The sequence below is a fragment of the Janthinobacterium sp. BHSEK genome (genome assembly GCF_056174685.1).
On sequence record NZ_JBWBYV010000049.1, the window covers coordinates 139,091 to 162,001 of the forward strand.

The 22,911-nt window shown below is 63.5% G+C and carries 23 protein-coding genes; 8 read left to right on the plus strand and 15 right to left on the minus strand.

Annotation, left to right across the window (positions count from 1 at the left end; all coding sequences use genetic code 11):
• Positions 1-79: 79 nt before the first annotated feature.
• Positions 80-919, minus strand: a complete 840-nt coding sequence (locus AC0V2Y_RS17820) for a symmetrical bis(5'-nucleosyl)-tetraphosphatase (RefSeq protein ID WP_475416126.1) — start codon at positions 917-919, stop codon at positions 80-82.
• A 409-nt stretch (positions 920-1,328) separates the two neighbouring features.
• On the opposite strand from AC0V2Y_RS17820, the gene AC0V2Y_RS17825 reads away from it, so the two are divergent.
• The 4 genes from AC0V2Y_RS17825 to waaA all read left to right on the plus strand — a co-directional run bounded on the left by AC0V2Y_RS17825 (position 1,329) and on the right by waaA (position 5,469).
• Positions 1,329-1,637: an H-NS histone family protein gene (locus tag AC0V2Y_RS17825; RefSeq protein ID WP_475416127.1), complete on the plus strand. Its 309-nt coding sequence runs from the start codon at positions 1,329-1,331 to the stop codon at positions 1,635-1,637.
• Between the two features lie 115 nt (positions 1,638-1,752).
• Complete coding sequence (locus tag AC0V2Y_RS17830; RefSeq protein ID WP_475416128.1) at positions 1,753-3,135, plus strand: phosphomannomutase/phosphoglucomutase; 1,383 nt, start codon at positions 1,753-1,755, stop codon at positions 3,133-3,135.
• Positions 3,136-3,139: 4 nt separating this feature from the next.
• Entirely contained in the window at positions 3,140-4,162 is a 1,023-nt protein-coding gene (gene waaC, locus AC0V2Y_RS17835) for a lipopolysaccharide heptosyltransferase I (RefSeq protein WP_475416129.1), read from the plus strand.
• Between the two features lie 32 nt (positions 4,163-4,194).
• Positions 4,195-5,469, plus strand: a complete 1,275-nt coding sequence (gene waaA / locus AC0V2Y_RS17840) for a lipid IV(A) 3-deoxy-D-manno-octulosonic acid transferase (protein ID WP_475416130.1) — start codon at positions 4,195-4,197, stop codon at positions 5,467-5,469.
• Between the two features lie 133 nt (positions 5,470-5,602).
• On the opposite strand, the gene AC0V2Y_RS17845 is transcribed toward waaA, so the two are convergent.
• From AC0V2Y_RS17845 to miaB, 11 genes are all read right to left on the minus strand, one after another.
• Positions 5,603-6,526, minus strand: a complete 924-nt coding sequence (locus AC0V2Y_RS17845) for a M48 family metallopeptidase (RefSeq protein WP_475416131.1) — start codon at positions 6,524-6,526, stop codon at positions 5,603-5,605.
• A gap of 44 nt (positions 6,527-6,570) precedes the next feature.
• Complete coding sequence (locus tag AC0V2Y_RS17850) at positions 6,571-7,311, minus strand: lysophospholipid acyltransferase family protein (RefSeq protein WP_034746739.1); 741 nt, start codon at positions 7,309-7,311, stop codon at positions 6,571-6,573.
• Positions 7,312-7,327: 16 nt separating this feature from the next.
• Positions 7,328-7,915: a D-glycero-beta-D-manno-heptose 1,7-bisphosphate 7-phosphatase gene (gene gmhB, locus AC0V2Y_RS17855; protein WP_475416132.1), complete on the minus strand. Its 588-nt coding sequence runs from the start codon at positions 7,913-7,915 to the stop codon at positions 7,328-7,330.
• Positions 7,915-10,017 (minus strand): glycine--tRNA ligase subunit beta, encoded by a 2,103-nt coding sequence (glyS, locus tag AC0V2Y_RS17860; RefSeq protein ID WP_475416133.1) that lies wholly within the window; start codon positions 10,015-10,017, stop codon positions 7,915-7,917. Before glyS ends, gmhB begins: the two co-directional genes overlap by 1 nt.
• Positions 10,018-10,056: 39 nt before the next feature.
• Positions 10,057-10,974, minus strand: a complete 918-nt coding sequence (glyQ, locus tag AC0V2Y_RS17865; protein WP_475416134.1) for a glycine--tRNA ligase subunit alpha — start codon at positions 10,972-10,974, stop codon at positions 10,057-10,059.
• Between the two features lie 146 nt (positions 10,975-11,120).
• Positions 11,121-12,710 carry an apolipoprotein N-acyltransferase gene (lnt, locus tag AC0V2Y_RS17870; protein WP_475416135.1) on the minus strand — a complete coding sequence of 530 codons (1,590 nt, stop codon included), beginning with the start codon at positions 12,708-12,710 and terminating at the stop codon, positions 11,121-11,123.
• Positions 12,711-12,726: 16 nt separating this feature from the next.
• Positions 12,727-13,605, minus strand: a complete 879-nt coding sequence (locus AC0V2Y_RS17875; RefSeq protein ID WP_034746750.1) for an HlyC/CorC family transporter — start codon at positions 13,603-13,605, stop codon at positions 12,727-12,729.
• Positions 13,606-13,722: 117 nt separating this feature from the next.
• The gene (locus AC0V2Y_RS17880) at positions 13,723-14,148 is read right to left on the minus strand and encodes a DUF4259 domain-containing protein (RefSeq protein WP_475416136.1); all 426 of its coding nucleotides are present in this window, start codon (positions 14,146-14,148) and stop codon (positions 13,723-13,725) included.
• A 160-nt stretch (positions 14,149-14,308) separates the two neighbouring features.
• On the minus strand, positions 14,309-14,779 hold the full coding sequence (ybeY, locus tag AC0V2Y_RS17885) for an rRNA maturation RNase YbeY (RefSeq protein ID WP_475416137.1): 471 nt from the start codon (positions 14,777-14,779) through the stop codon (positions 14,309-14,311).
• Positions 14,763-15,827, minus strand: a complete 1,065-nt coding sequence (locus tag AC0V2Y_RS17890; protein ID WP_475416138.1) for a PhoH family protein — start codon at positions 15,825-15,827, stop codon at positions 14,763-14,765. The genes ybeY and AC0V2Y_RS17890 overlap by 17 nt, the downstream gene beginning before the upstream one ends.
• On the minus strand, positions 15,824-17,191 hold the full coding sequence (gene miaB / locus AC0V2Y_RS17895; protein ID WP_475416139.1) for a tRNA (N6-isopentenyl adenosine(37)-C2)-methylthiotransferase MiaB: 1,368 nt from the start codon (positions 17,189-17,191) through the stop codon (positions 15,824-15,826). Before miaB ends, AC0V2Y_RS17890 begins: the two co-directional genes overlap by 4 nt.
• Positions 17,192-17,880: 689 nt before the next feature.
• On the opposite strand from miaB, the gene AC0V2Y_RS17900 reads away from it, so the two are divergent.
• On the plus strand, positions 17,881-18,207 hold the full coding sequence (locus AC0V2Y_RS17900; RefSeq protein WP_034746769.1) for a hypothetical protein: 327 nt from the start codon (positions 17,881-17,883) through the stop codon (positions 18,205-18,207).
• Between the two features lie 155 nt (positions 18,208-18,362).
• Here AC0V2Y_RS17900 and AC0V2Y_RS17905 read toward each other — a convergent pair whose 3' ends face one another.
• Positions 18,363-19,208 (minus strand): HDOD domain-containing protein, encoded by an 846-nt coding sequence (locus AC0V2Y_RS17905; protein ID WP_475416140.1) that lies wholly within the window; start codon positions 19,206-19,208, stop codon positions 18,363-18,365.
• On the minus strand, positions 19,205-19,543 hold the full coding sequence (locus tag AC0V2Y_RS17910; protein ID WP_475416141.1) for a hypothetical protein: 339 nt from the start codon (positions 19,541-19,543) through the stop codon (positions 19,205-19,207). The genes AC0V2Y_RS17905 and AC0V2Y_RS17910 overlap by 4 nt, the downstream gene beginning before the upstream one ends.
• A gap of 207 nt (positions 19,544-19,750) precedes the next feature.
• On the opposite strand from AC0V2Y_RS17910, the gene AC0V2Y_RS17915 reads away from it, so the two are divergent.
• The 3 genes from AC0V2Y_RS17915 to AC0V2Y_RS17925 are packed head-to-tail and all read left to right on the plus strand — an operon-like array spanning position 19,751 to position 22,110.
• Positions 19,751-21,316, plus strand: coding sequence for a sensor histidine kinase (locus tag AC0V2Y_RS17915; RefSeq protein ID WP_475416165.1), 1,566 nt, complete (start codon positions 19,751-19,753; stop codon positions 21,314-21,316).
• A 13-nt stretch (positions 21,317-21,329) separates the two neighbouring features.
• Positions 21,330-21,908, plus strand: coding sequence for a DUF1697 domain-containing protein (locus AC0V2Y_RS17920; RefSeq protein WP_475416142.1), 579 nt, complete (start codon positions 21,330-21,332; stop codon positions 21,906-21,908).
• A gap of 22 nt (positions 21,909-21,930) precedes the next feature.
• Positions 21,931-22,110, plus strand: coding sequence for a hypothetical protein (locus tag AC0V2Y_RS17925; RefSeq protein WP_436541159.1), 180 nt, complete (start codon positions 21,931-21,933; stop codon positions 22,108-22,110).
• Positions 22,111-22,180: 70 nt separating this feature from the next.
• On the opposite strand, the gene AC0V2Y_RS17930 is transcribed toward AC0V2Y_RS17925, so the two are convergent.
• Complete coding sequence (locus tag AC0V2Y_RS17930; protein WP_475416143.1) at positions 22,181-22,579, minus strand: hypothetical protein; 399 nt, start codon at positions 22,577-22,579, stop codon at positions 22,181-22,183.
• Positions 22,580-22,911: the final 332 nt, after the last annotated feature.

Genomic DNA, 22,911 nt, shown 5'->3' on the forward strand with positions numbered 1-22,911 from the left:
AATGGCAAAAGCTGCATCATACGGGCGGCGCGCCGCACGGCAAACGACCGATTTCGACTAAGCATATGCGCGATGCGGCTTACCGCTTGCCGCCGTGCTGCTGGAACGTGGGGCAGTCGACTTGCAGCAGCGAGCGGTCCTCCAGGCACACGGCCGACAGTTTTCCGCCCCACACGCAGCCGCTATCGAGGCCGATCAGGCGTGGACGCAACTGCAATCCCAGCGCCGACCAGTGGCCGAAGACGATGGTGTCGCCCGCGCTGCGCCGGCCCGGCACGTCGAACCACGGCAGCAGGCCGGAGCCTGGCGGCGGGCTGCCGCTTTCCTTCATCTTGAAGTCCATCACGCCGTCCGGCGTGCAAAAGCGCAGCCGCGTCATGGCGTTGACGATGCAGCGCAGCCGGTCGGCGCCCTGCAGGTCGTCGCGCCAGGCGGCAGGCTCGTTGCCGTACATGGTACGCAGGAACGCCACCCAGCCGTCGCTGCGCAGCATGGCGGACACTTCCCCGCTCAGGGACAGGGCCTGGGCCGCGCTCCATTGCGGCAGCAAGCCCGCATGCACGAGCACATGGCCGTCGTGTTCCAGTGCCAGCGGCCGCCGGCGCAGCCAGTCGATCAACTCCTCGCGGTCGGGCGCATCGAGGATTTCCGCGAGGGTGTCGGACGCGTGCTCGGGCCGGATGCCGTTGGCCACGGCCAGCAAGTGCAAGTCATGGTTGCCCAGGACGCTGTCGGCCAGGCCTTGCCGGGCCAGCGCACGTACGTGGCGCAGGGTGGCCAGCGAGGCCGGGCCGCGATTGATCAAGTCGCCCGCGAACAGCAGGCGGTACGGGCCGTCCGCTGCCGCCTGGATACGCTCGATCAATTCGACGGTTTGTGCATGGCAGCCTTGCAGATCGCCGATAAAGTAAGTTTTCATATGTGCCGGGGTGAAGTGAACTACGCGCCTGCATTATAAGCATGCCTGCCCTTTGGCGTTGGGGGCATTTCTGGCTGCGGCCTGAATGCGCGCATGGCCGGCGGGGAAAAATGCGGGTGCCGGTTATGCCGAATGGGAATTTAATTGGGCGGCACTTCTCGCTGGCAGATATCGGTCATTATCCGCCGGCACGCCGCTCAGGCATGCGGGAATGCCATTTCATTCATGTTTATTCAATTTTCACGCGTGCCTGCTGCATATTCTTCATTTAATCTTAATGTTGGGCCGCTAAATAAACCGATGGCCGTGATTCAATTGGCGATCGATTATGCAATGGCGCGCGGAGGTTTATGCAATGTAGTATATTCCACGTGATTTTATTATTTAAATTAATATAAAGGATGTACCAATGGATCTGTCGACAATGACGATGCTGGAATTGCGCAAACTGGAAGATAACGTCAAGCAGGAATTGAACAGCCGCGAGCGCGAAGACTTGAACAAGGCGCGCGAACAGATCATGGCCATCGCGCAGCAGGCGGGCATTCCGCTGAAACAGCTGATACTCGATGGCTTGCACCCGCGCACGGGCAAAGTCGCGGTGCGTTACCGCCATCCTGACAACGCGAACGAGCAATGGACAGGCCGTGGCCGCCAGCCGCTGTGGGTCAGGCAGTGGGTGGAATCGGGCAAGTCGATCGATCTGCTGCGCGTATAATTCGGTATACTCTTGGCGCTGCAGCAAGGCGGCAGCCGCGCGCCGCACCTTGCCTGGCACCTTATTTACACCCTTATTTAGCCCCTTATTTCTTCTTTTAGATACCGCCCACACCATGCTTCCATTGTCCAGAACGATCTTCAAGGCCTACGATATTCGCGGCATCATCGCCAAAACCCTCGATGCCAGCGTGGCCCACAAGATCGGTCAGGCCTTTGGCCAGGCCGCCCTGGCCAAGGGCGAGCAACGGGTGGTGATCGGCCGCGATGGCCGCCTGTCGGGACCGGAATTGACGGCGGCGCTGGCGCAGGGCTTGCAAGCGGCAGGCGTCGACGTGATCGACCTGGGCGTGGTGGCCACGCCGATGGTCTATTTCGGCACGAATGTGCTCGACACGCGCTCCGGCATCATGGTCACGGGCAGCCATAATCCGCCCGACTACAACGGCTTCAAGATGGTGCTGGCCGGCGAGGCCATCCACGGCGAAGCGATCCAGGCGCTGTACCACAGCATCGTCGCGCACGACGGCAGCGCCAGCGCCAAGCCTGGCAGCTACGCCACGCATGATATCCGCACGGCCTACCTGGAGCGCATCCTGGGCGACGTCAAGCTGGCGCGCCCGATCAAGATCGCCGTCGACTGCGGCAATGGCGTGGCCGGCGCGTTCGCGGGCGACCTGTTCCGCGGCATGGGCTGCGAAGTCATCGAGCTGTTCTGCGAAGTCGATGGCAACTTCCCGAATCACCATCCGGATCCCGCGCATCCGGAAAACCTGCAGGACCTGATCCGCTGCCTGGCCGAGACGGATGCCGAAATCGGCATCGCCTTCGACGGCGACGGCGACCGCCTGGGCGTGGTCACCAAGGATGGCCAGATCATCTACCCTGACCGCCAGATGATGCTGTTCGCCGCCGACGTGCTGACGCGCCATCCGGGCGCGCAGATCCTGTACGACGTGAAATGCACACGCCACCTGGCGCCGTGGATCAGCAAGCATGGCGGCGTGCCGCTGATGTACAAGACGGGCCACTCGCTGGTGAAAGCCAAGCTGCGCGAGACGGGTGCGCCGCTGGGCGGCGAAATGAGCGGCCATATCTTCTTCAAGGACCGCTGGTACGGTTTCGACGACGGCCTGTATTCGGCCGCGCGCCTGCTGGAAATCCTCACGCGCGAAGCCGATCCTTCGGCCCTGTTGAATTCCCTGCCGCAGTCCGACAGCACGCCGGAACTGCACCTGGAACTGAAGGAGGGCGAGAACGTCGCGCTGATGGACATGCTGCGCCGCGACGCCGTCTTCCCCGGCAATGAACAGATCATCACCATCGACGGCCTGCGCGTGGAATACGCGGACGGTTTCGGCCTGGCCCGTTCATCGAACACCACGCCGGTGATCGTCATGCGCTTCGAAGCGGAAACGCCGGCTGCCCTGGCGCGCATCCAGGGACAGTTCAAGAGCGTGATCCTGGCCGCCAAGCCAGACGCTGTCCTGCCGTTCTGACAGCATGGCCGGTCAACCTGACGCACAGGCGCCCTTGAAAATCCTGCTGGTGCGGGTATCTTCGCTGGGCGACGTGCTGCATAACCTGCCGATGGTGGCGGACATCGCCCGCCATTTCCCGAACGCGACCATCGACTGGGTGGTCGAGGAAGGCTACACCAGCCTGGTGCGCCTGAACCCGCGCGTGGATACCATCTTCCCGTTCGCGCTGCGGCGCTGGCGCAAGAGCCTGGGCAAGAAGGAGACGCGCGCGGAAATCGCCGCCTTCTTCCGCAGCCTGCGCCAGACGCGCTACGATTATGTGTTCGATACCCAGGGCTTGCTCAAGACGGGCATCATCATGGGCGCCGCGCGCCTGGCGCCGGGCGGACAGAAGGTCGGCCTGGCCAATGGCAGCGAAGGCTCCGGCTACGAAGGCATTTCACGCCTGTTCCACACCAAAAGCATTCCGCTCGACCCGCGCACGCATGCGGTAGCGCGCGGCCGCCTGGTGGCTGCCGCCGCACTCGGCTACACGGTCGACACGCCGGCCGATTTCGGCTTGCCGGAAGTCTCCGGCAGCGAACCGCGCCCGGACTGGATGGGCGCGGCGCCCTACTGCGTGTATTTTCACGGCACCGCGCGCGACGCCAAGAAATGGGCGCCGGAAAACTGGGTCGCCCTCGGCCACGCGCTCGCGCCCATGCCGATTTTGCTGCCCTGGGGCTCGCCCAAGGAAAAGGCGGAAGCCGAACAGCTGGCGGCCGGCCTGCCGAACGCCCGCGTGCTGCCAAAATTGTCGATGGGCGACGCCACCCTGCTGGCGCGCCACGCGGCGCTGGTGATCGGCGTCGATACGGGCCTGACGCATATCGCGGCCGCCTTTGTGCGCCCGACGGTGGAAATCTATGCCGATTCGCCGCTGTGGAAAACGGAAGGCAACTGGTCGCCGAAAATCATCAACCTGGGCGACAAGGGCGCGCCGCCCGGCGTGCCCGAAGTGCTGGCCGCGGCGCGGCGCCTGCTGGCCGACTATCCTTCCGCCTGACTTCAACCGCCTGACTTTAACATCAAACAATCATGCGACTTCTTTATACCCTCGCCTGGTGGCTGGCCTTGCCCCTGGTGCTGGCGCGGCTGTGGCTGCGTGGCCGCCAGGAACCCGGCTACCGCCAGCACTGGGCCGAGCGCCTGGGCTTTTACGGCCGCCAGCCGGCACCTGCTGCGGACACCATCTGGCTGCACGCCGTCTCCGTCGGCGAGACGCGCGCGGCCGAGCCGCTGATCGATGCGCTGCTGGCGGCCTGGCCCGCGTGCCGCATCGTCCTCACGCACATGACGCCGACGGGGCGCGCCACGGGCAAGTCGCTGTTCGCCAAACACGGCGCGCGCCTGGTGCAAAGCTATCTGCCGTACGACACGGGCGCCATGCCGGCCCGTTTCATCCGCCACTTTGCGCCGCGCATCTGCATCCTGATGGAGACGGAAGTGTGGCCGAATCTGATCCACCAATGCAATCGCTACAAAGTGCCCGTGGTGCTGGCCAATGCGCGCTTGTCGCAGCGTTCGCTGGGCAAGGCGCAGCGCCTTGGCAAGCTCATTGCCGACGCGGCGCGCGGCATCAGTCTGGTGGCGGCGCAGACGCAGGACGACGCCGATCGCGTGCGTCAGCTGGGCGTGCGGGACGTGGTCGTCACGGGCAGCATCAAGTTCGACGTCGTCGTGCCCGGGGTGGCCCTGGCGACGGGGGCGGCGCTGCGCGCGGCCATCGGCGCGCGTCCCGTGCTGCTGTGCGCCAGCACGCGCGAAGGCGAGGAGCCGCTGATCCTCGATGCCTTTACCCGCGCCAGCTTGCCCGATGATGCGCTGTTGCTGATCGTGCCGCGCCATCCGCAGCGCTTCGACGAGGTGGAAAAACTGATCGCGGCGCAGGGCCTGGCCGTGCAGCGCAGGTCGGGCCTGGCGCAGGACGATACCGTTGCGGCGGGCACGCAGGTGCTGCTGGGCGACTCGATGGGCGAGATGTTTGCATATTACGCGGCCTGCGATTGCGCGTTCGTCGGCGGCAGCCTGCTGCCGCTGGGCGGGCAAAACCTGATCGAACCGGCGGCGCTGGGCAAGCCCGTGCTGATCGGCCCGCACACCTTCAATTTCGCGCTGGTCACCGAGCAGGCGATTGCCGCTGGCGGTGCCGCGCTGGTGGCGGACGCCGACGCGCTGATGGCGCAGGCGTCGGCGCTGCTGCAGGATCCCGCGCGGTTATCGTCGATGGGGCAAAAGGCGCTGGCGTTCGCCAGCCAGCACCGGGGCGCCACGCCGCGCACCATCGCGGCGATTCAACCGCTGTTGCGGTGACGGCGGCGCGGCCAATAATGTTGTCGGATTACGCGCTAGCGCGCTAATCCGAACTACGCGACTGCTGCCATGATGAAGGTAGGTCGGATTAGCGCAGGGCGCGTAATCCGACAGTCGCGGCCAACAATATTGTTTACGCGAACAACACCGGCAGCTCCTGCGAGCGTTTCCTGAGCGCCTGCTTGGCGCCGTCGTAATCGGGATAGATCGATTCCACGGTGGCCCAGAAGCGGGGGCTGTGGTTCATTTCCAGCAGGTGCGACAGTTCGTGCGCCACGACGTAATCGATCAGCGGCAGGGCGAAGTGGATCAGGCGCCAGTTCAGGCGGATCTTGCGCTCGATGGTGCAGCTGCCCCAGCGCGTTCCGGCCGACGAGAGCGACAGCGAATCGTAGCGCACGCCCAGCTTGTCCGCATACAGGTCCAGGCGCGCCTCGAACAGCTGGCGCGCCTCGTGCTGGAACCAGCCCTTCACTTTTTCCTTCAATTGCTGCTCGCTGCCCGTGGGCGTGACCCACACGTGCAGTTCATTTGTCTCGCGCTGGAAGCTGGCGCGGTGGCGCGGCGCCTGGTGCAGCCGCAAGGTGATCTCGCCACCGAGGTAGGGCAGCACGGCGCCATCGACCCATGCCACGGGCGGGCGCTGCTGGCGCTGCACCTTGCGCTCGCCCCGTTCCAGCAGCTTCGAGACGATCCAGCCTTGCTTGGCGCGGATGGCGTTGTCGATTTCGGCCAGGGTGACGCGCTTGGGCGCCGTCACGCGCAAGCCGTTATCGTCGATCATGAAGCCGATGGAACGGCGCGTGGAGCGGCGCAGGGCGAATTCGACGAGGTGGCTGCCCAGCTGCAGCTGGCGCAGCGGCGGGCCATCGGCGGAGCGTGGCGGGGAAGGCAGGGGAGGCGGAGCGGGGCGAACGATGGGCGGCGCGGGCGCCACTACCGGTGGCGCCACGGGCGGCGCTGGCGGTGCCGTGGGGCGCACCGCCGGGGGCGTGCTGGTCGAGACGTCATGCGCGAACAAATCCAGTTGCTGGTCGCCGACCTTGATGGTCTTCATCTGCTGGCGCAGTGTCGGCTCCTGGATGACCGCGCTGATGCCGTCTAGCCAGCGTTGTAGGCGTGAGGCGAAATGACGCGCATTTCTGATTCTATCCAATTTTCCACCTGTTGCATCATGCTGTCCGGGGTTTGCCCTTCCGGCGAAATCGGTTTGCCTATCGAGACGGTGATCAGCCCCGGGCGTTTGAGGAATGACTGCTTGGGCCAGCACTCGCCTGAATTGTGCGCAATCGGCACCACCACGGCGCCCGTGGCGATGGCCAGACGCGTGCCGCCGCTCTTGTACTTGCCCGCCTGGCCCACGGGAATGCGGGTGCCTTCAGGGAACATGATAATCCATTGGCCGTCGGCCAGGCGGCGCTTGCCATGCGCGACCACGCTCTTGAACGCATGCTTGCCCTGTTTGCGGTCGATGGGGATCATGCGCAGCAGCGCCATGGCCCAGCCGAAGAAGGGAATGTACAGGATCTCCTTCTTGAACACATATACCAGCGGACGGGGCAGGCTAGGCAGCAAGAAGATGGTTTCCCATGCCGACTGGTGCTTCGACAGCACGATGGCCGGCGCGTCGGGGAAGTTCTCGGCGCCCTTGACTTCATAGCGGATGCCGCAAATAACCTTGGCACACCACAGGATAAACACGTTCCAGCGCGAGGTGACCCAATAGCGCTTGTTGTAGCTCAATGGCGCGGCAAAAAAGCACACGCAGGCCCAGACGATGGTGGCCACGATCATGATGATCATGAACAGCAGGGATCGCAGGAACAGGGAAATATTACGCAATGCGGTTCTCCGAAGATTAGATACTGAATGCCACGGTGGGCGCTGGTGCCGCTGGCGCCTTGAGCAGGTGGCTGACGACGGCGGCCAGGTCCGGGAAGACCTGGGTGCCAGGCGGCAGGCCACCCGTGTCGTTGGTCTTTTCGCCCTTGCCCGTCAAGACCAGGTAGGGCACGCAGCCGCTGATGAAGCCGGCCTGCAGGTCGCGCAGCGAATCGCCGACGGTGGGCACGCCTTTCAGGCTGGTGTTGTAGCGCTGCGAGATTTCATGGAACATGCCCGGTTTCGGCTTGCGGCAGTCGCAATTGTCCGCGCCCGCGTGCGGGCAAAAGAAGATGGCGTCGATATCGGCGCCCACCTGCTGCGCCAGCGTGTGCATCTTCTGGTGGATCGCGTTCAATACCGTCATGTCGAAGTATTCGCGCGCGATGCCCGACTGGTTCGAGGCGACGACGACGCGATAGCCGGCCTGGTTCAGGCGGGCGATCGCTTCGAGCGAGCCGGGAATCGGCAGCCATTCGGCCGGCGACTTGATGAAGTCCGGCGAGTCATGATTAATGACGCCGTCGCGGTCGAGAATAATCAGTTTCAGCGCCGGAGTCCCCATTATGCCGCCAGCTTGGAAATGTCGGCCACGCGGTTCATCATGCCGTGCAAGGACGACAGCAAGGCCAGGCGGTTGTTGCGCAGGGCGACATCCTCGGCCATTACCATCACGTCGTTGAAGAAGCCGTCGACGTCGTCGCGCAGCTGCGCCAGGGTTTGCAGGGTGCTGGTGAAGTCGCCCTTGGCAAAGGCTGCGTCGACTTCCGGCTGCACGCGAGAGACGGCGGCGGCCAGTTTTTTCTCCGCCTCGTCCTGCAGCAGCGCCACGTTGACGCCGCCGGCGGCGACCTGGCTCACGGCTTCCTCGTTCTTTTTCAGGATGTTCGTGATGCGCTTGTTGGCGGCTGCCAGCGAGGCGCTTTCCGGCAGCGCGGCAAACGCCTGCACGGCTTCCAGGCGCTGCACGATGTCGTCCAGGCGGTCGGGATTCTGCGCCACGACGGCTTCGATTTCATTCGGCGAGAAACCGCGCTCGCGCAGGATGCCGCGCAGGCGGTCCAGCATGAAGGTGGTCACATCCGCGACCGGGTCCTTGAAGCCTGGCACGGCTGCGAACTGCGCGGCGGCATCGCCCAGCAAGCCCTGGATCGACAAGGGCAGGCGTTTTTCCAGCAGCATGCGCAGCACGCCCAGGGCGTGGCGGCGCAGCGCGAACGGGTCCTTGTCGCCCGTGGGCGCCAGGCCGATGGCCCAGATGCCGACCAGGGTTTCGAGCTTGTCGGCCAGGGCCACGGCGGTGCCGGTGGCGGTGGACGGCAGGCTGTCGCCGGCAAAGCGCGGCTGGTAGTGTTCGGAGGCGGCCAGCGCCACTTCTTCCGGTTCGCCGTCATGGCGCGCGTAGTACGTGCCCATGATGCCTTGCAGTTCGGGGAATTCGCCCACCATGTCGGTCAGCAGATCGGCCTTGGCCAGCAGTGCGCCACGTTCGGCCAGGGCCACGTCGTAATTCAATTTGGCGGCGATGGCGCCGGCCAGCGACTTGACGCGCTCTGTGCGCGCCGCTTGCGTGCCCAGCTTGTTGTGGTAGACCACGTTGGCCAGCAGCGGCAGGCGCGATGCGAGGGTCTTCTTCTTGTCCTGCTCGAAGAAGAACTTGGCGTCGGACAGGCGCGGGCGCACGACGCGCTCGTTGCCGCCGATGATGTGCTCGGGCGTGTCCGTTTCGATGTTCGAGACGATCAGGAAGCGCGAGCGCAGCTTGCCCTCGCTGTCCGTCAGCGCAAAATATTTCTGGTTCGTCTGCATGGTGAGGATCAGGCATTCCTGCGGCACGGCCAGGAATTCTTCCTCGAAGTGGCACTCATACACGACCGGCCATTCGACCAGGGCCGTGACTTCGTCGAGCAGCGCTTCGGGCATCAGCACCTGGTCGGCGCCGGCCTTGTCCAGCAGCTGGGCGCGGATGCGCTCCTTGCGCTCCTCGTTGCTGGCGATGACGCTGGCGTTGAGGATCAGCGACGGCGCATAGTTTTCCGCGTGCGCGATGGTGATCGGTTCGCCGTCGGTGAGGAAGCGGTGGCCCAGGGTGGTGCGGCCGGCCGTCAAACCCAGCAGGGTCAACGGCAGGATATTGATGCCGTGCAGGGCGATCAGGCTGTGCGCCGGGCGCACGAATTGCACGGTGGTGCCGTCCGGACGCTGATAGCTCATCAGTTTTGGAATCGGCAGCTTGGCGCAGGACTCGGTCAAGGCCGCCTGCGCGCCCGTGGCAAGCTGGCTGCCCGGCGCCGTGTAGGTGTAGAAGAAGCTTTCCGCCTTGCCGTCAACGGCGCGTTCCAGCTCGGCCACCGTCAGCTCGGGGAAGCCCAGCGCGGCCAGTTTCTTGGCCAGCGGCGGCGTGCCGTTGCCGTTCGCGTCCAGCGCCACGGAGACGGGCAGGACTTTTTCGCGGATCGATTTGTCGGGCGAGACTTCGCGCACGTTGGTGATGGAGACGGCCAGCCGGCGCGGCGAGGCGTAGCTGGTGGCGACGCTGTCGGCTTCCAGGAAGTCGCGCGCTTTCAGGCCGTTGACGATGCCGGCCGTGAAGGCGGCGCCCAGTTTGGCCAGCGCTTTCGGCGGCAGTTCTTCGGTCAGCAGTTCGATGAGCAGTGTTTGGTTCATGGTGTTCTTGTCTGGTACGGCGGTGTATGAGCTAGGCGATCAAGCGGCGGTGGGTTGGTCTGCGGCGGGCAGCATCGGGAAACCGAGGCGTTCGCGCGAGTCGTAATAGGCTTGCGCCACCAGGCGCGACAGGGTGCGCACGCGGCCGATATAGGCGGCGCGTTCCGTCACCGAGATGGCGCCGCGCGCGTCCAGCATATTGAAGCTGTGCGAGGCCTTCATGATTTTCTCGTAGGCGGGCAGGGTCAGTTGCAGCTCGATCAGGCGCTTCGCTTCCGCTTCGTAATTGCCGAACTGTTCGAACAGCAGGTCCGTATTCGCGTGCTCGAAGTTGTAGGTCGATTGCTCCACTTCGTTCTGGTGGAAGACGTCGCCGTAGGTCAGTTTTTTCGTAATACCGTTTTCTTCCCACTCCGTCCACACCAGGTCGTACACGTTTTCCACGCCCTGCAGATACATGGCCAGGCGTTCGATGCCGTAGGTGATCTCGCCCAGCACGGGCTTGCAATCGAGGCCGCCCACTTGCTGGAAGTAGGTAAATTGGGTCACTTCCATGCCGTTCAGCCAGACTTCCCAGCCCAGGCCCCAGGCGCCCAGGGTCGGGCTTTCCCAATCGTCTTCGACGAAGCGCACGTCATTCTGCTTCAAGTCCAGGCCCAGCGCGGCCAGCGAACCCAGATACAGGTCGAGGATGTTTTCCGGCGCCGGTTTCAAGACCACCTGGTACTGGTAGTAGTGCTGCATGCGGTTCGGGTTTTCGCCATAGCGGCCATCTTTCGGGCGGCGCGACGGCTGCACATACGCGGCGCGCCACGGTTCCGGGCCGATCGCGCGCAGGAAGGTGCCGGTGTGGAAGGTGCCGGCGCCGACTTCCATGTCGTAAGGCTGGAGCAGGGCGCAACCTTGCTTGTCCCAATAGGTTTGCAAGGTCAGGATAATTTGTTGAAATGTGAGCATCGTATGAGTTCGCCGCGCGGGAGGCTGCGCTTTGTTAAGGTTTGCTTGAAGCCCGCACGCTGCTAACAAGCGCGTCCGGGCCGGGGTTTTGCTAATTTTAGCGGTTTTTACGGGCCCACTGTGACTCTTCGGGCAATATCGGCCGCTTATTGCTGCGCGACGCGGGCACGGCGCGCGGCGCGCGACAGCAGGAAGGCCGTCAGCAGGGCCAGCGCGGCCAGGGCCAGCACCAGTTTGTTGCCGTACAGAATGTATGGCGTCATGCCGCCCATGCCCTGCACCTTGGCCGCCAGGGTGGCTTGCTGTTCCGGCGGCAGCAGGCTTTGCACGACGCCCTTGCCGTCGATGACGGCCGTGGCGCCCGTGTTCGTCGAGCGCAGCATGGGGCGGCCCGTTTCCAGGCTGCGCATCTGCGAAATCTGCAGATGCTGGGGGATGGCGATCGAGTCGCCGAACCAGGCCAGGTTCGAGATATTCAGCAGCACGGAGGCCGACTGCTTGCCATGCCGGTGGGCGCTGGCCAGCTGGCCGGCGATTTCCTCGCCAAACAGATCTTCGTAGCAGATATTCGGCAGTACCAGCTGGTCGCGTACCTGCAGCGGCGCCTGCACCTCGGCGCCGCGGCCCATGTCGCCCAGCGGGATGGCCATCATGGCGACGAACCAGTGCAGGCCGGGCGGCACGAATTCGCCGAACGGCACCAGATGGTGCTTGCGGTACTGGTAGTACGGTCCCGGCGTGCCGTTGGGCGTGATGCCCACAGCCGCATTGTAGAAGCGCTGCTGCTCGTCGAGCACGGGCATGCCGACCAAAATCGTGCTGCCCGTCTGCTGCGCATACGTCGCCAGGCTATCCAGATAGCCGGGCGGCAGCTGGTGCGGCAGCACGGTGACGGCCGTTTCCGGCGTGGCGATCAGGTCGGCCGGCGCGCTGGTGATGGCGCTCTGGTACATCTGCAGGGCGCCCAGCACGAAGCCGGGGTCGAATTTCTGCTGCTGCGGCACATTGCCCTGCAACAGGCGCACGGTGATGGGGCGCCCGACCGGGTGGGTCCAGTTCACGTATTGCAAGCCGACGCCGGCCGCGTACAGGGCGATGACGCCGCCCAGGGCGCTCCAGCGCGTGCGATGCAAGGGGTGGATTAGCAGCAGCAGGGCGCCGGCGGACAGCGCCGCCAGCCAGCCCAGGCCGTACGATCCGACGATGGGGGCGAAGCCGCCCAGCGGGCTGGCATTGTGGGCGTAGCCCGTGGCCAGCCACGGGAAACCCGTAAACAGCCAGCCGCGCGTCCATTCGAACAGGGTCCACGTGGCAGGCAGCACCAGCAAGGTCATGGCGGGCAGGGACAGCACCCAGCGCTGGCGCAGCCAGGCGGCCGCGCCCATGGCCAGGGCCACGTAGATGGCCATCAAGAGGGCCAGCAGGGCCACGGCGATGGCGGCCAGCGGCGCGGCCATGTCGCCATAGCGGTGCATGGAGATGTACAGCCAGTGCGTGCCGGCCGCGCACCAGCCGAAGCCGTAGGCCCAGCCGATCAGCGCGCCGGACTTGACGTTCGCCGCGCGCAGCACCTGGTAGAACAGCACGCCCAGGCTGAGGATCTGCAATGGCCAGTAACCGAAAGGGGCGAACGCCAGCACGGCGCCGGCGCCGGCGACGGCGGCAGTCAGCATGCGCGCCCAGGTGCTGCGGGGCGGTTTGGCGGGGGCGTTGGGGTCGGCGCGTCTGAAACGCATTTACAGCACGCGCATGTCAGAGTTCCAGTTCCGGCACATTGGGCAGGCGCTCGACGAGCAGCACGTGCACCTGGCGCGCGTCGGCGCGCAGCACCTCGAAACGCAGATTGCCCAGGTCGAAGATGTCGCCCTTGTGCGCCATGCGGCCCAGGTACTTCGAGACCAGGCCGCCGATGGTGTCGACGTCGTCGTCCACCAGGTGGCTGCCCACTTCCTCGTTGAACTGTTCGATCTCGGTCAGCGCCTTGACGCGCCAGCGGGGGCCGAACTGGCCTTCCTTGAGCGAGAGGATATTGTCCTCGGCTTCATCGAAGTCGTATTCGTCCTCGATATCGCCGACGATCTGTTCCAGCACGTCTTCGATGGTGATCAGGCCGGCGACGCCGCTGTATTCATCGACGACGATGGCCATGTGATTGTGGTTGGCGCGGAAATCGCGCAGCAGCACATTCAGGCGTTTCGATTCCGGGATGAAGATGGCGGGGCGCAGCATGTCGCGCACGTCGAAAGTTTCTTCTGCGTAATAACGCAGCAAGTCTTTCGCCAGCAGGATGCCGATGACCTTGTCGCGCTCGCCTTCGATCGCGGGGAAGCGCGAATGGGCGGTGGACAGGACTTCCGGCATCCATTCCTCGATCGGCTTGCTGATGTCGATGACATCCATTTGCGAGCGGGGAATCATGATGTCGCGCGCGCAGAGATCCGACACCTGGAACACGCCTTCGATCATCGACAGGGCGTCGGCGTCGATCAGCTTGCGTTCATGCGCATCGTGTAGAACTTCGAGCAATTCTGCACGGTTCTCTGGCTCGGGGGAAATGAGTGCGGTCAGGCGTTCAAACAGTGACCGGTGGGGCTTGACGTCAGTTCTGACGCCACTAGGGTGCTCGGGCATAGGAGGCGTGAGCCGTTGTTGCGAAGGGATATAGGATACACCAAAAGCGGGGGAATACCGGATTTCCCCGCTTTTGATGTAAATTTAATACGTTGAAGTGCGCCGTTGCGCGATCTTTTACGCCGCTTCCGGGCCTAGCACGCGCGCGCGCAAGGCTGCCACGTCGGCTTGCCAGTCGGCGAAATGCTCGCTGTCCTGCCACAGCTGGCGCAGTTCCGACGTTTCCGCGCCGATCTTGTCGAAGGCCAGGCGGGCCTTTTCCAGCAGCGGCGGCGTGACCTTCTTCTTGCAGGCGGCCACCCATTCGTCCACGTCCAACGTGGCCGGGTCGTCCTCGCCGGGCTGGCCCAAGAGGCGCGCGATGACTTCCAGCGCGGCCAGCGCCTCGGCGGCGAACGGCGCTGCCAGCTCCGCTTCCTGGCTGTCGATCACGTTGTCGAGCGTCGTCTCGACCAGTTCCAGTGTTTTATATTCGTGCAAGTCCTGCGCCCAATCCATGGCGTAGTCGTTGCCGAAGGCGTCAGTGGCCCAGGTGCCCATCATGTGTCCTTGTGTGTGCGTTGGCGCTATTTGTACGTAGGTCAGATTAGCGCAGCGTAATCTGACACTGTGGTGCTCCGGTTACGTTGACGGATGTTGTCGGCTTACGCCCTGCGGGCTAACCCGACCTACCCGACCTACCGACCGCCCCAATCTGCGCGGTTTATTTTGGGTCCGCGTACGGGTCGGTAATGCCGAGCTTGGCGAGGATCTCCGTTTCCAGCCCCTCCATCTCGGCCGCTTCCTCGTCGTCCATGTGGTCGTAGCCCTGCGCATGCAGCACGCCGTGCACGATCAGATGGGCCGTGTGCTCTTCCACGCTTTTTTTCTGCTCCGCCGCTTCCTTCTCCAGCACGTCCGTGCACAGGATGATGTCGGCGCGCGTCGGCTCGTCCTCGGCCAATTCTTCGCCTTCGTTGTAGGCGAACGTCAGCACGTTGGTGGCGTAGTCCTTTTCGCGGTAGTCGCGGTTCAGGCTGCGGCCCTCTTCCGCGTCGACGAAGCGGATGGTGAATTCGGCGGGCGCGAACAGGGCCGCCTTGACCCAGCGGCGCACTTTCGGGCGCGTGATCAGGGTTTCCAGGCGGGTATCCGGGTATTGCACGGACAAGGACAGTTTATTTTTTTCGGACATTTTTGGCGGCGGCTGGTTTCAATAGGGGAAGTAACTGGGCGGCGTCGGCATTGGCCGCCTGCGCCGTTTCATAGGCGTCGACGATGCGCGCGACGAGCGGATGGCGCACCACGTCGGTGCTGTTAAATTGCGTGAAACCGATGCCGCGCACATCCTTGAGCACGTGCACGGCGTCGATCAGGCCGCTCGTCTGGCTCTTGTGCAGGTCGACTTGCGTGACGTCGCCCGTCACCACGGCCTTGCTGCCAAAGCCGATGCGCGTCAAGAACATCTTCATCTGTTCGACGGTGGTGTTTTGCGCCTCGTCGAGGATGACGAAGGCGTGGTTCAGGGTGCGTCCGCGCATGTAGGCCAGCGGGGCGATCTCGATCACCTGTTTTTCAAACAGTTTTTGCGTGCGGTCAAAGCCCAGCAAGTCGTACAGCGCATCGTACAGGGGACGCAGATACGGATCGACCTTTTGCGCCAGGTCGCCCGGCAGGAAGCCCAGGCGTTCGCCCGCTTCGACGGCGGGGCGCGTCAAGATGATGCGCTTGACGGCGTCGCGTTCGAGCGCGTCGACGGCGCAGGCGACGGCCAGATACGTCTTGCCCGTGCCGGCCGGACCCACGCCGAAGCTGATGTCGTGTTCGAGGATGTCGCGCAAATAGGCGATCTGGTGCGGCGTGCGTCCACGCAGGTCGGCGCGCCGCGTTTTCAGCACGGGGCTGGCGATGTCCGGTTCCACAAAAGTGCTGATGGGCGCGTTGGCATGGTGTTCCGAGGCGGCGGACAGGCCCGCGCGCTGCTCCACCAGGGCCAGCTGCACCTCTTCCAGCGGCACGACCTTGTTGGCGATGGCGTAGAACTGCTCGAGGATTTCCACGGCCCGTTCGGCATTGCTGCCGCCGACGATGAATTTCTCGCCGCGGCGGAAGATCGTCACGTCGAGGGCGGCGGAAATCTGGCGCAGGTTTTCATCGAGCGGTCCGCACAGGTGCGCCAGGCGCGTGTTGTCGAGCGGCTCGGGGATGAAGTAATGCGGCTGTATCGGGGCTTTGGTTTTCAACTGGCTCTTTTCAATGCGGGTGCGCTGGCGACGAGTTCGCCGCGCAGGGTATAGGAATGGCTTTCGGTGATGCGCACGTCGACCAGCTGGCCGACCAGTTGCAGCGCGTCCGGGCCGGCGTCGAAATTGACCACGCGGTTGTTTTCCGTGCGGCCTTGCAGTTCGCGAGCTATCGTGTCCTTCTTCGAGCGGCCTTCGACGAGGATGGTTTGCACCGTGCCCACCATGGCCTGGCTGTAGTTGCGCGTGTTGGCGTCGATGGCCGCCTGCAGTTGCTGCAGCCGGGCCAGCTTGACCTCGTGCGGCGTGTCGTCTTCCAGGCTGGCGGCCGGCGTGCCGGGGCGCTTGCTGAAGATGAAGCTGTAGCTGTTGTCGAAGCCGACGTCCGCGATCAGCTTCATCATGGCGTCGAAGTCGGCTTGCGTCTCGCCGGGGAAACCGACGATGAAGTCCGAGGAAATGGCCATGTTCGGGCGCACGGCGCGGATGCGGCGGATGATGGACTTGTATTCGAGGCCCGTGTAGCCGCGCTTCATGGCGCCGAGGATCTTGTCGGAACCGTGCTGCGCCGGCAGGTACAGGTGGTCGACCAGCTGCGGGATCTTCGCGTAGGCGTCGATCAGGCGCTGCGTGAATTCCTTCGGGTGGCTGGTGACGAAGCGCATGCGCTCGATGCCGGGTATGTCGGCCACGTATTCGAGCAGCAGGGCGAAGTCGGCGATCTCGCCGCCTTCCATCGCGCCCCGGTAGGCATTCACGTTCTGTCCCAGCAGGGTAATTTCCTTGACGCCCTGGGCGGCCAGGCCCGCCACTTCCGTCAGCACGTCCTCGAAGCGGCGCGACACTTCCTCGCCGCGCGTGTAGGGCACGACGCAGTAGCTGCAGTATTTGCTGCAGCCTTCCATGATGGAAACGAACGCCGACGCACCTTCCACCTTGGCCGGCGGCAGGTGGTCGAACTTTTCGATTTCCGGGAAGCTGATGTCCACTTGCGCATCGCCGCTGGCGCGGCGCAGTTCGATCATTTGCGGCAGGCGGTGCAGCGTTTGCGGGCCGAACACCATGTCGACATACGGCGCGCGCTTGACGATGGCGTCGCCTTCCTGCGAGGCCACGCAGCCGCCCACGCCGATCAAGAGGTGCGGCTTGGCCAGTTTCAGCTCGCGCAGACGGCCCAGGTCGGAAAACACCTTTTCCTGCGCCTTTTCGCGCACGGAGCAGGTGTTAAGCAGGATCACATCGGCATCTTCCGGCGTGTCGGTGCGCACCAGGCCATCTGAGGCGCCCAGCACGTCGGCCATCTTGTCCGAGTCGTACTCGTTCATCTGGCAGCCGAAGGTTTTAATGAATACTTTTTTCTGCATGGAGTCGGATGCTTATCGGTAAATGTAGCGGCAAATAAATGGAACAAATAAGTGGGACAAATAAGTGTGGCGCAAATCAGCTGGGCAGGGGGCTTGCGCTGTGCGCCGCCCGGGGCGGGAGGCGGTGGATGACCGGCCGGGCGCCTCTGGCTGCCCGGTGGCAGGCTCGCTGCAAGTTCAGGCCATAGTTTAGCGTAAATCGCCGGCACGGGCCATGTCGTGCTGACCTTGCCGACAAGGTTGCGGTGTGAACAAGGCACTTGGAACGACGATGCTGAAAAGCATTTATTGCCGTACGACACCATTGATTTGTAACAAGTTGCTGCAAAGCCTTGTGTGCGCCCGCTGGCATCCTAATGTGTTGAAATAGCATCGTTGCCAAGCCAACCAGCAGCTTGATTGATATTTAACAATCAGGAAGTTTGCGCGAGGCGCAGATGCAGCGTGTTTGGACTAGTATATTGTTTTATATGCAATTCATTTCGTTGAGTTGCAGTGCTTTTTACTCACGCGGCAAGCTGCGCACGTTGGTTGGACGTGGCTGTGCAAGTCCTGTGCAGGCAGTGCGATAAGGAGGGGCGGCGGAGGGGAGGGCTGAATCCGATGGAAAGACGTTTATTTAAACACTCTAAGCCAGCCTTAAGTTCGTATCGGCATTATTTTCTACATTCACCAGACGAGGAAAAATCATGGCACATCATGCATTAGCATCGCAAGAGAGTTACAACCCGAACCACCTGCTGGATATTCTGCTGAGCAAAATGCAGCTGAAGAACGATGCAGCCCTGTCGCGTCTGCTTGAAGTGGCGCCACCCGTCATCAGCAAGATCCGCCACCACCGCTTGCCGGTCGGCGCCTCGCTGCTGATCCGCATGCACGAAGTGACGGGCATGAGCATCCGCGACCTGCGCGATTTGATGGGCGATCGCCGCACCAAGTACCGTTTGTCCGACGCCCAGGGCCGTCCAAAAGCGGAAGACCGCGGCGATGCGCAAGAATCGAATTACGCGCACTGATGTGGCGGTTGTACGCTGACTGTGCCGCTTGCGTAGCTGCTGGCGGCAACAGGCTGGCGTGGACCGGGCAGCATGGACCGGGTAACATGGATGTATCGCAGTACCCATAACGGCTTTCGCTTCGCAGCGAGGGCCGTTTGCGTTTGCGGATTTGCTTAGCTCAGCAGTGCCGAGGTGATTTCGTCGTAGCGCAGCTCCGTTTCGCGGAACAGCTGCAGATACGTGTCCTTGCCCAGGCCCAGCGCATCCCAGGCCACCGGCGAGACGCGCGGCACCATGTCGTCGCCCGCCTGCGCCAGGTCGAGCGCACAGACGACGGCATTGGCCACATGGATCAGTGCCGCAAGAAAACCGGCGCCCGGCGTTTCCGGCTGCAGGTAATTGCCCAGCGCCAGGCGCATGGTGTCGGAAAAATTCCAGTGCTCGGCCAGGGCCACGCCTGCCTGCACGTGGTCCACGCCCAGCACGGCCTGCTCCGCTTCGAGCAGGCTGCAATCGTGCGCGGCCTGGTGCGCGATGACTTGCGCATAGTGCGCGGGAAAGCTGCTGACCAGCACCAGGCGGCCGATGTTGTGCAGCAAGCCGGCCGTGAATGCGTAATCCTGGTTGAAGCGGAGCTGCCGCGCCAGCACCTTGGCGCAGGCGGCCGTCGCCACCGAATGGCGCCAGAAGGCCTTGTCGTCGAAACCTGGGCAGCGTCCTTCCGGGAAGCAGCCCGTGATGGCGGCCGACGTGATCAGGCTGCGCGTGGTCTGGAAGCCCAGGTAAGTGATCGCCTGCTGGATGGTGGTGGCCTTCACTTGCAGGCCATAGTGGGATGAGTTGGCCAGACGCAAGGTTTTTGCCGTCAGCGCCTGGTCATACGACACTTTTTTGGCCAGCACGGAAATATCGACGTCTTCCTGGTCTATGCTGTTGAGCAGTTCCATCACGACGGCGGGCAGCGAAGGCAAGTCATCGAGGTGGGCGACGATATCGTCGAGCGTCAGCTGGGTGCTCATGCGGTCTCTCCCGTGCCCAGGCGGTAAGCCGTGACATAGCTGCGCAGCAAGGTGGTGGCCGCGTCCAGGGGATCTTCGGGATCGTGCTTGCGGAACAGGTACGCCAGCCGTTCGCTGTCGGCCGCTTGCTGCGCGGCGATTTCTTCCGGCGACGGGGGCGGCGCCTGGATCGGCAGCATGTCGATGTTGTGGCGGGGCATCAGGGCCAGCATGTTTTCCGTCAATACCGCGCCTTGCGGCAACAGCACTTGTCCATGCGCATCGAGCAAGACATCCGACAAAATCATGCCGGGACGAACTTGTTCCAGGGGTAGATGTTGATGCGTGACCGCCATGACGACTCCTTAGATGATTGCGGGATATTACCATTGCCATGCCGCAATGTCTCAACCTGCATCAAAGTCCCTATCGAAAGTGGGGATGCTGTAAATCTTGCCAATAAGCATGTCATACCGTACATTTGAATCAGGCCCTTGCATTGCTGACGTATCTGCGCCCGCGCCGCGGGCCGGCGGCTGGCCTGGCCCGGGGAGTGTTGATTGATGGTGAGTATCCAAGTCCGGCTGACCCTGCTTTTTGTCGTGATCGTCACCCTGGTGCTGGGCATTTCCGGCAGCTATACCCAATATACCTTGAGCAAGGAACTCGAATCGGGCAGCGCGCGCCTGCGCAGCGGCGTGCTCACGCGCTTGCAGACCAGCTTGCCGTCCGCCCTGTGGGATCTCGATAAATCCAAGGTCGACAGCATTGTCGCGGCCGAAATGCTGCCGCCGGAGCTGGTCGGCATCCGCGTCTATGACGCCTCGGTCGGCCTGTTCGCGGGCGAAGTGCGCGATGCCTCCGGCACCCTGGTGCCGCTTGAGGCGGACGTGGCCATGGGCGGCACGCCCGTCGAGGCGCCGCTCGTGTTCCGCGACGCCGTGGCGGCCGCCACAGGCGGCAAGCCCGTGATCGTGGGCAAGGTCATCGTCAATTTCAGCCGCGAGCAGATCGATGCGGCCCTGCGCAGTGAAGTGCGGCGCAAGGTGGTGGAAGTGTTGCTGCTTGACATCATTCTCGTGGGCGCCCTGGCGCTGAGCCTGCGCATCGTCTTCGGACCCCTGAAACAGTTGCGCGACGGCTTGTTCGACCTGGCCACGCGCGGCAGCGATGACGTCGAAGAGCTGCCGGAAAACCGGCGCGACGAACTGGGCGACGTGATCCGCGGCTTCAATGCCGTGCAGCGCAAGCTCAAGTCCATCATCGAAGGCAGCCGCGAGGCGGAAGACATGGCGCGCCGCTCGCAGCAAGCAACGGCGCAGGCCATGGACGAGCTGCGCCGCGCGCAAGAGTCCCTGCTGCAATCGGAACGCCTGGCTTCGCTGGGCAGCCTGGTGGCCGGCGTGGCGCATGAAATCAATACGCCGGTCGGCATCGCCCTGACCAGCGCCTCGGTGCTGAAGGAAGCCACCGATGACATCAGCGCAGCGGTGGCTGGCGGCAGCGTGAAAAAGACCGATATCGTGCGCTACCTGGAAACGGCCGGCGAAAGCGCGCGGCTGATCATGAACAATGCCTACCGGGCCGCGCATCTGATCCACAGCTTCAAGCAGATCGCCGTCGACCAGGTCAGCGAGGCGCGCCGTTTGTTCGAATTGCGCGACTATATCGGCGAAGTGATCTCGAGCCTGCAGCCGACCCTGAAAAAGACGCGCATCAGCATCGATATCGATTGCCCGCCTGACATCATGCTCGACAGCTATCCTGGCGCGCTGGCGCAGGTGCTGACCAACCTGGTATTGAACTGCGTCGAGCACGCCTTCGATGCGGACACGGCCGGCAATATCCATATCGGCGTGCGCCGCGACGGCGACGCGATCGCCATGCAGGTGCGCGACAACGGCCGCGGCATTGCGCCCGACATGCTCGACCGCGTGTTCGATCCGTTTGTCACCACGCGCCGCGGGCAGGGCGGCACCGGACTGGGCTTGAATATCGTGTTCAACTTGATTGCCAAGCAGTTTGGCGGCACCATCACGGTCAGCAGCACCCTGGGGCAGGGCGCGACGTTCCTGCTGCGCCTGCCTACGGTGACGCCGTTGCCGGAAAGCACCAGCAGCCAGGCATAGGCAAGGAGACAATATGGCAGCGATAGAAAACAGTCAGCAAGTGGCGCTTTTGCGCGGGATCAATGTGGGCCGCGCCAAGCGCGTGGCCATGGCCGACCTGCGCAAGCTGCTGGGCGACCTCGGTTTTGCGCAGGTGCGCACGGTACTCAACAGCGGCAACGTCGTGTATGACGGCGGCGTGGTGGCGCCTGCCGAGGCCGCTGCCCGCATCGAGGAAGCGCTGGTGCTGAAACTGGGCGTGGCGGCCAGGGTGACGGTGCTGTCGGCCGGCCAGTTCGCCGAGCTGGTGGAGCAAAACACCCTGGCGCCGGCGGCCGATGCGGCCCGCTTGCTGACCTTGGTGCTGAACAATCCGGCCGATGTCCAGCGCCTGACGCCTCTCCTGCGGCAGCCGTGGCAGCCGGAAGCGCTGGCGCTGGGACGATGGGCCGCGTATGCCTGGTGTCCCGATGGCGTGCTGGCCAGCAAGGTGGTGGCGGCGCTGGGCGTGCTGCTGGGTGACGGCGTCACCTCGCGCAACTGGGCCACCATGCAGAAATTGCATGCGCTGCTGAACGGAGCGGATGCGGCAGCCATATCGGCCAAGGAGTAATGATGCCTTCCATGGAGACGCCATGAACTGGGATATCGTCAAGGGTGTCTTGATCGTGCTCGTCGCCATCAGCGTGGTGGTGACGGCCTTCGTGCTCATGTCCGCCTCGGGTCCGGACAAGGCGGGCTGCATCGCGCGCGCCCTGAAGTCGGGTATTCCGGTGGGCAATATCGAACGGGTCTGCCGCCTGCTGGACAAATGAGGGCGCCATCAAAAAACATTCCGCACCAGGCGGAATGTTTTGCGGCAGCGCCTTGCCAGTGCTGGCGCCGTCAGTTATCGAATTTTTCCTGTTTTTCGCCGTGCAGGCTCAAGGCCACCAGGCCCAATCCCACCAGCAGCATCGAGTACATGCTCGCTTCCGGCACCGGGGCCGGCACGCTGGCTTGCTGTGCGGGGGCGGCCGTCATGGGCCTGGACGGCGCCAGGGCCACATGGCGCGCGCTGCTCCAGTGCGGTGCCGTCGCGCTGCTGCTGGCCAGCAGGCGTGCATACGGCAAGTCCGGCGTTTCCCAGCCGGGATTATTATTCAAGCTGATGCTTTCATCGATCGTCACGCGTTCGCCGGCTTCGTGCAGCTTGGCGGCCGTCGTGTCGCTGACTGCCGCCAGGCTCCCTGTGCTGGCCGACAGCGCCAGCAAGGCCACGCAGAGCGGCTGATAGATTTTCATCTTGCTCTCCCTTGTTGTTCACCGCCTGGCGCAGCCGAAACCGGCTTGCGCATGGACGGACGATTCGCCTGTACGGGGGGCGTATCCTGATTTTTCTGCTGTTCTCCCATTACAGCATAGATCGTGACAATTTTGATACGTTTATTTCCTGTTTATTACGAATATTTGTCATTTTGATAGCGTAAACATGATCGTTGCCGCACACTTTGCATGAGTATGCTATCGCCAAAAAACACTGTTGTTTTTTTGTGCGAATCGCCAGCAGGAAAACAATATATTGATTAGTATATTGTTTATCGCACGCTATTCAATATGACCGCCTGTGGGAGGGC

Coding starts and splice junctions, on each gene's coding strand:
- AC0V2Y_RS17820 (WP_475416126.1), bottom strand. CDS start 919: ATGAAAACTTACTTTATCGGCGATCTGCAAGGCTGCCATGCACAAACC.
- AC0V2Y_RS17825 (WP_475416127.1), top strand. CDS start 1,329: ATGGATCTGTCGACAATGACGATGCTGGAATTGCGCAAACTGGAAGAT.
- AC0V2Y_RS17830 (WP_475416128.1), top strand. CDS start 1,753: ATGCTTCCATTGTCCAGAACGATCTTCAAGGCCTACGATATTCGCGGC.
- waaC (WP_475416129.1), top strand. CDS start 3,140: ATGGCCGGTCAACCTGACGCACAGGCGCCCTTGAAAATCCTGCTGGTG.
- waaA (WP_475416130.1), top strand. CDS start 4,195: ATGCGACTTCTTTATACCCTCGCCTGGTGGCTGGCCTTGCCCCTGGTG.
- AC0V2Y_RS17845 (WP_475416131.1), bottom strand. CDS start 6,526: ATGAAGACCATCAAGGTCGGCGACCAGCAACTGGATTTGTTCGCGCAT.
- gmhB (WP_475416132.1), bottom strand. CDS start 7,915: ATGGGGACTCCGGCGCTGAAACTGATTATTCTCGACCGCGACGGCGTC.
- glyS (WP_475416133.1), bottom strand. CDS start 10,017: ATGAACCAAACACTGCTCATCGAACTGCTGACCGAAGAACTGCCGCCG.
- glyQ (WP_475416134.1), bottom strand. CDS start 10,974: ATGCTCACATTTCAACAAATTATCCTGACCTTGCAAACCTATTGGGAC.
- lnt (WP_475416135.1), bottom strand. CDS start 12,710: ATGCGTTTCAGACGCGCCGACCCCAACGCCCCCGCCAAACCGCCCCGC.
- AC0V2Y_RS17875 (WP_034746750.1), bottom strand. CDS start 13,605: ATGCCCGAGCACCCTAGTGGCGTCAGAACTGACGTCAAGCCCCACCGG.
- AC0V2Y_RS17880 (WP_475416136.1), bottom strand. CDS start 14,148: ATGATGGGCACCTGGGCCACTGACGCCTTCGGCAACGACTACGCCATG.
- ybeY (WP_475416137.1), bottom strand. CDS start 14,779: ATGTCCGAAAAAAATAAACTGTCCTTGTCCGTGCAATACCCGGATACC.
- miaB (WP_475416139.1), bottom strand. CDS start 17,191: ATGCAGAAAAAAGTATTCATTAAAACCTTCGGCTGCCAGATGAACGAG.
- AC0V2Y_RS17900 (WP_034746769.1), top strand. CDS start 17,881: ATGGCACATCATGCATTAGCATCGCAAGAGAGTTACAACCCGAACCAC.
- AC0V2Y_RS17905 (WP_475416140.1), bottom strand. CDS start 19,208: ATGAGCACCCAGCTGACGCTCGACGATATCGTCGCCCACCTCGATGAC.
- AC0V2Y_RS17910 (WP_475416141.1), bottom strand. CDS start 19,543: ATGGCGGTCACGCATCAACATCTACCCCTGGAACAAGTTCGTCCCGGC.
- AC0V2Y_RS17915 (WP_475416165.1), top strand. CDS start 19,751: ATGGTGAGTATCCAAGTCCGGCTGACCCTGCTTTTTGTCGTGATCGTC.
- AC0V2Y_RS17920 (WP_475416142.1), top strand. CDS start 21,330: ATGGCAGCGATAGAAAACAGTCAGCAAGTGGCGCTTTTGCGCGGGATC.
- AC0V2Y_RS17925 (WP_436541159.1), top strand. CDS start 21,931: ATGAACTGGGATATCGTCAAGGGTGTCTTGATCGTGCTCGTCGCCATC.
- AC0V2Y_RS17930 (WP_475416143.1), bottom strand. CDS start 22,579: ATGAAAATCTATCAGCCGCTCTGCGTGGCCTTGCTGGCGCTGTCGGCC.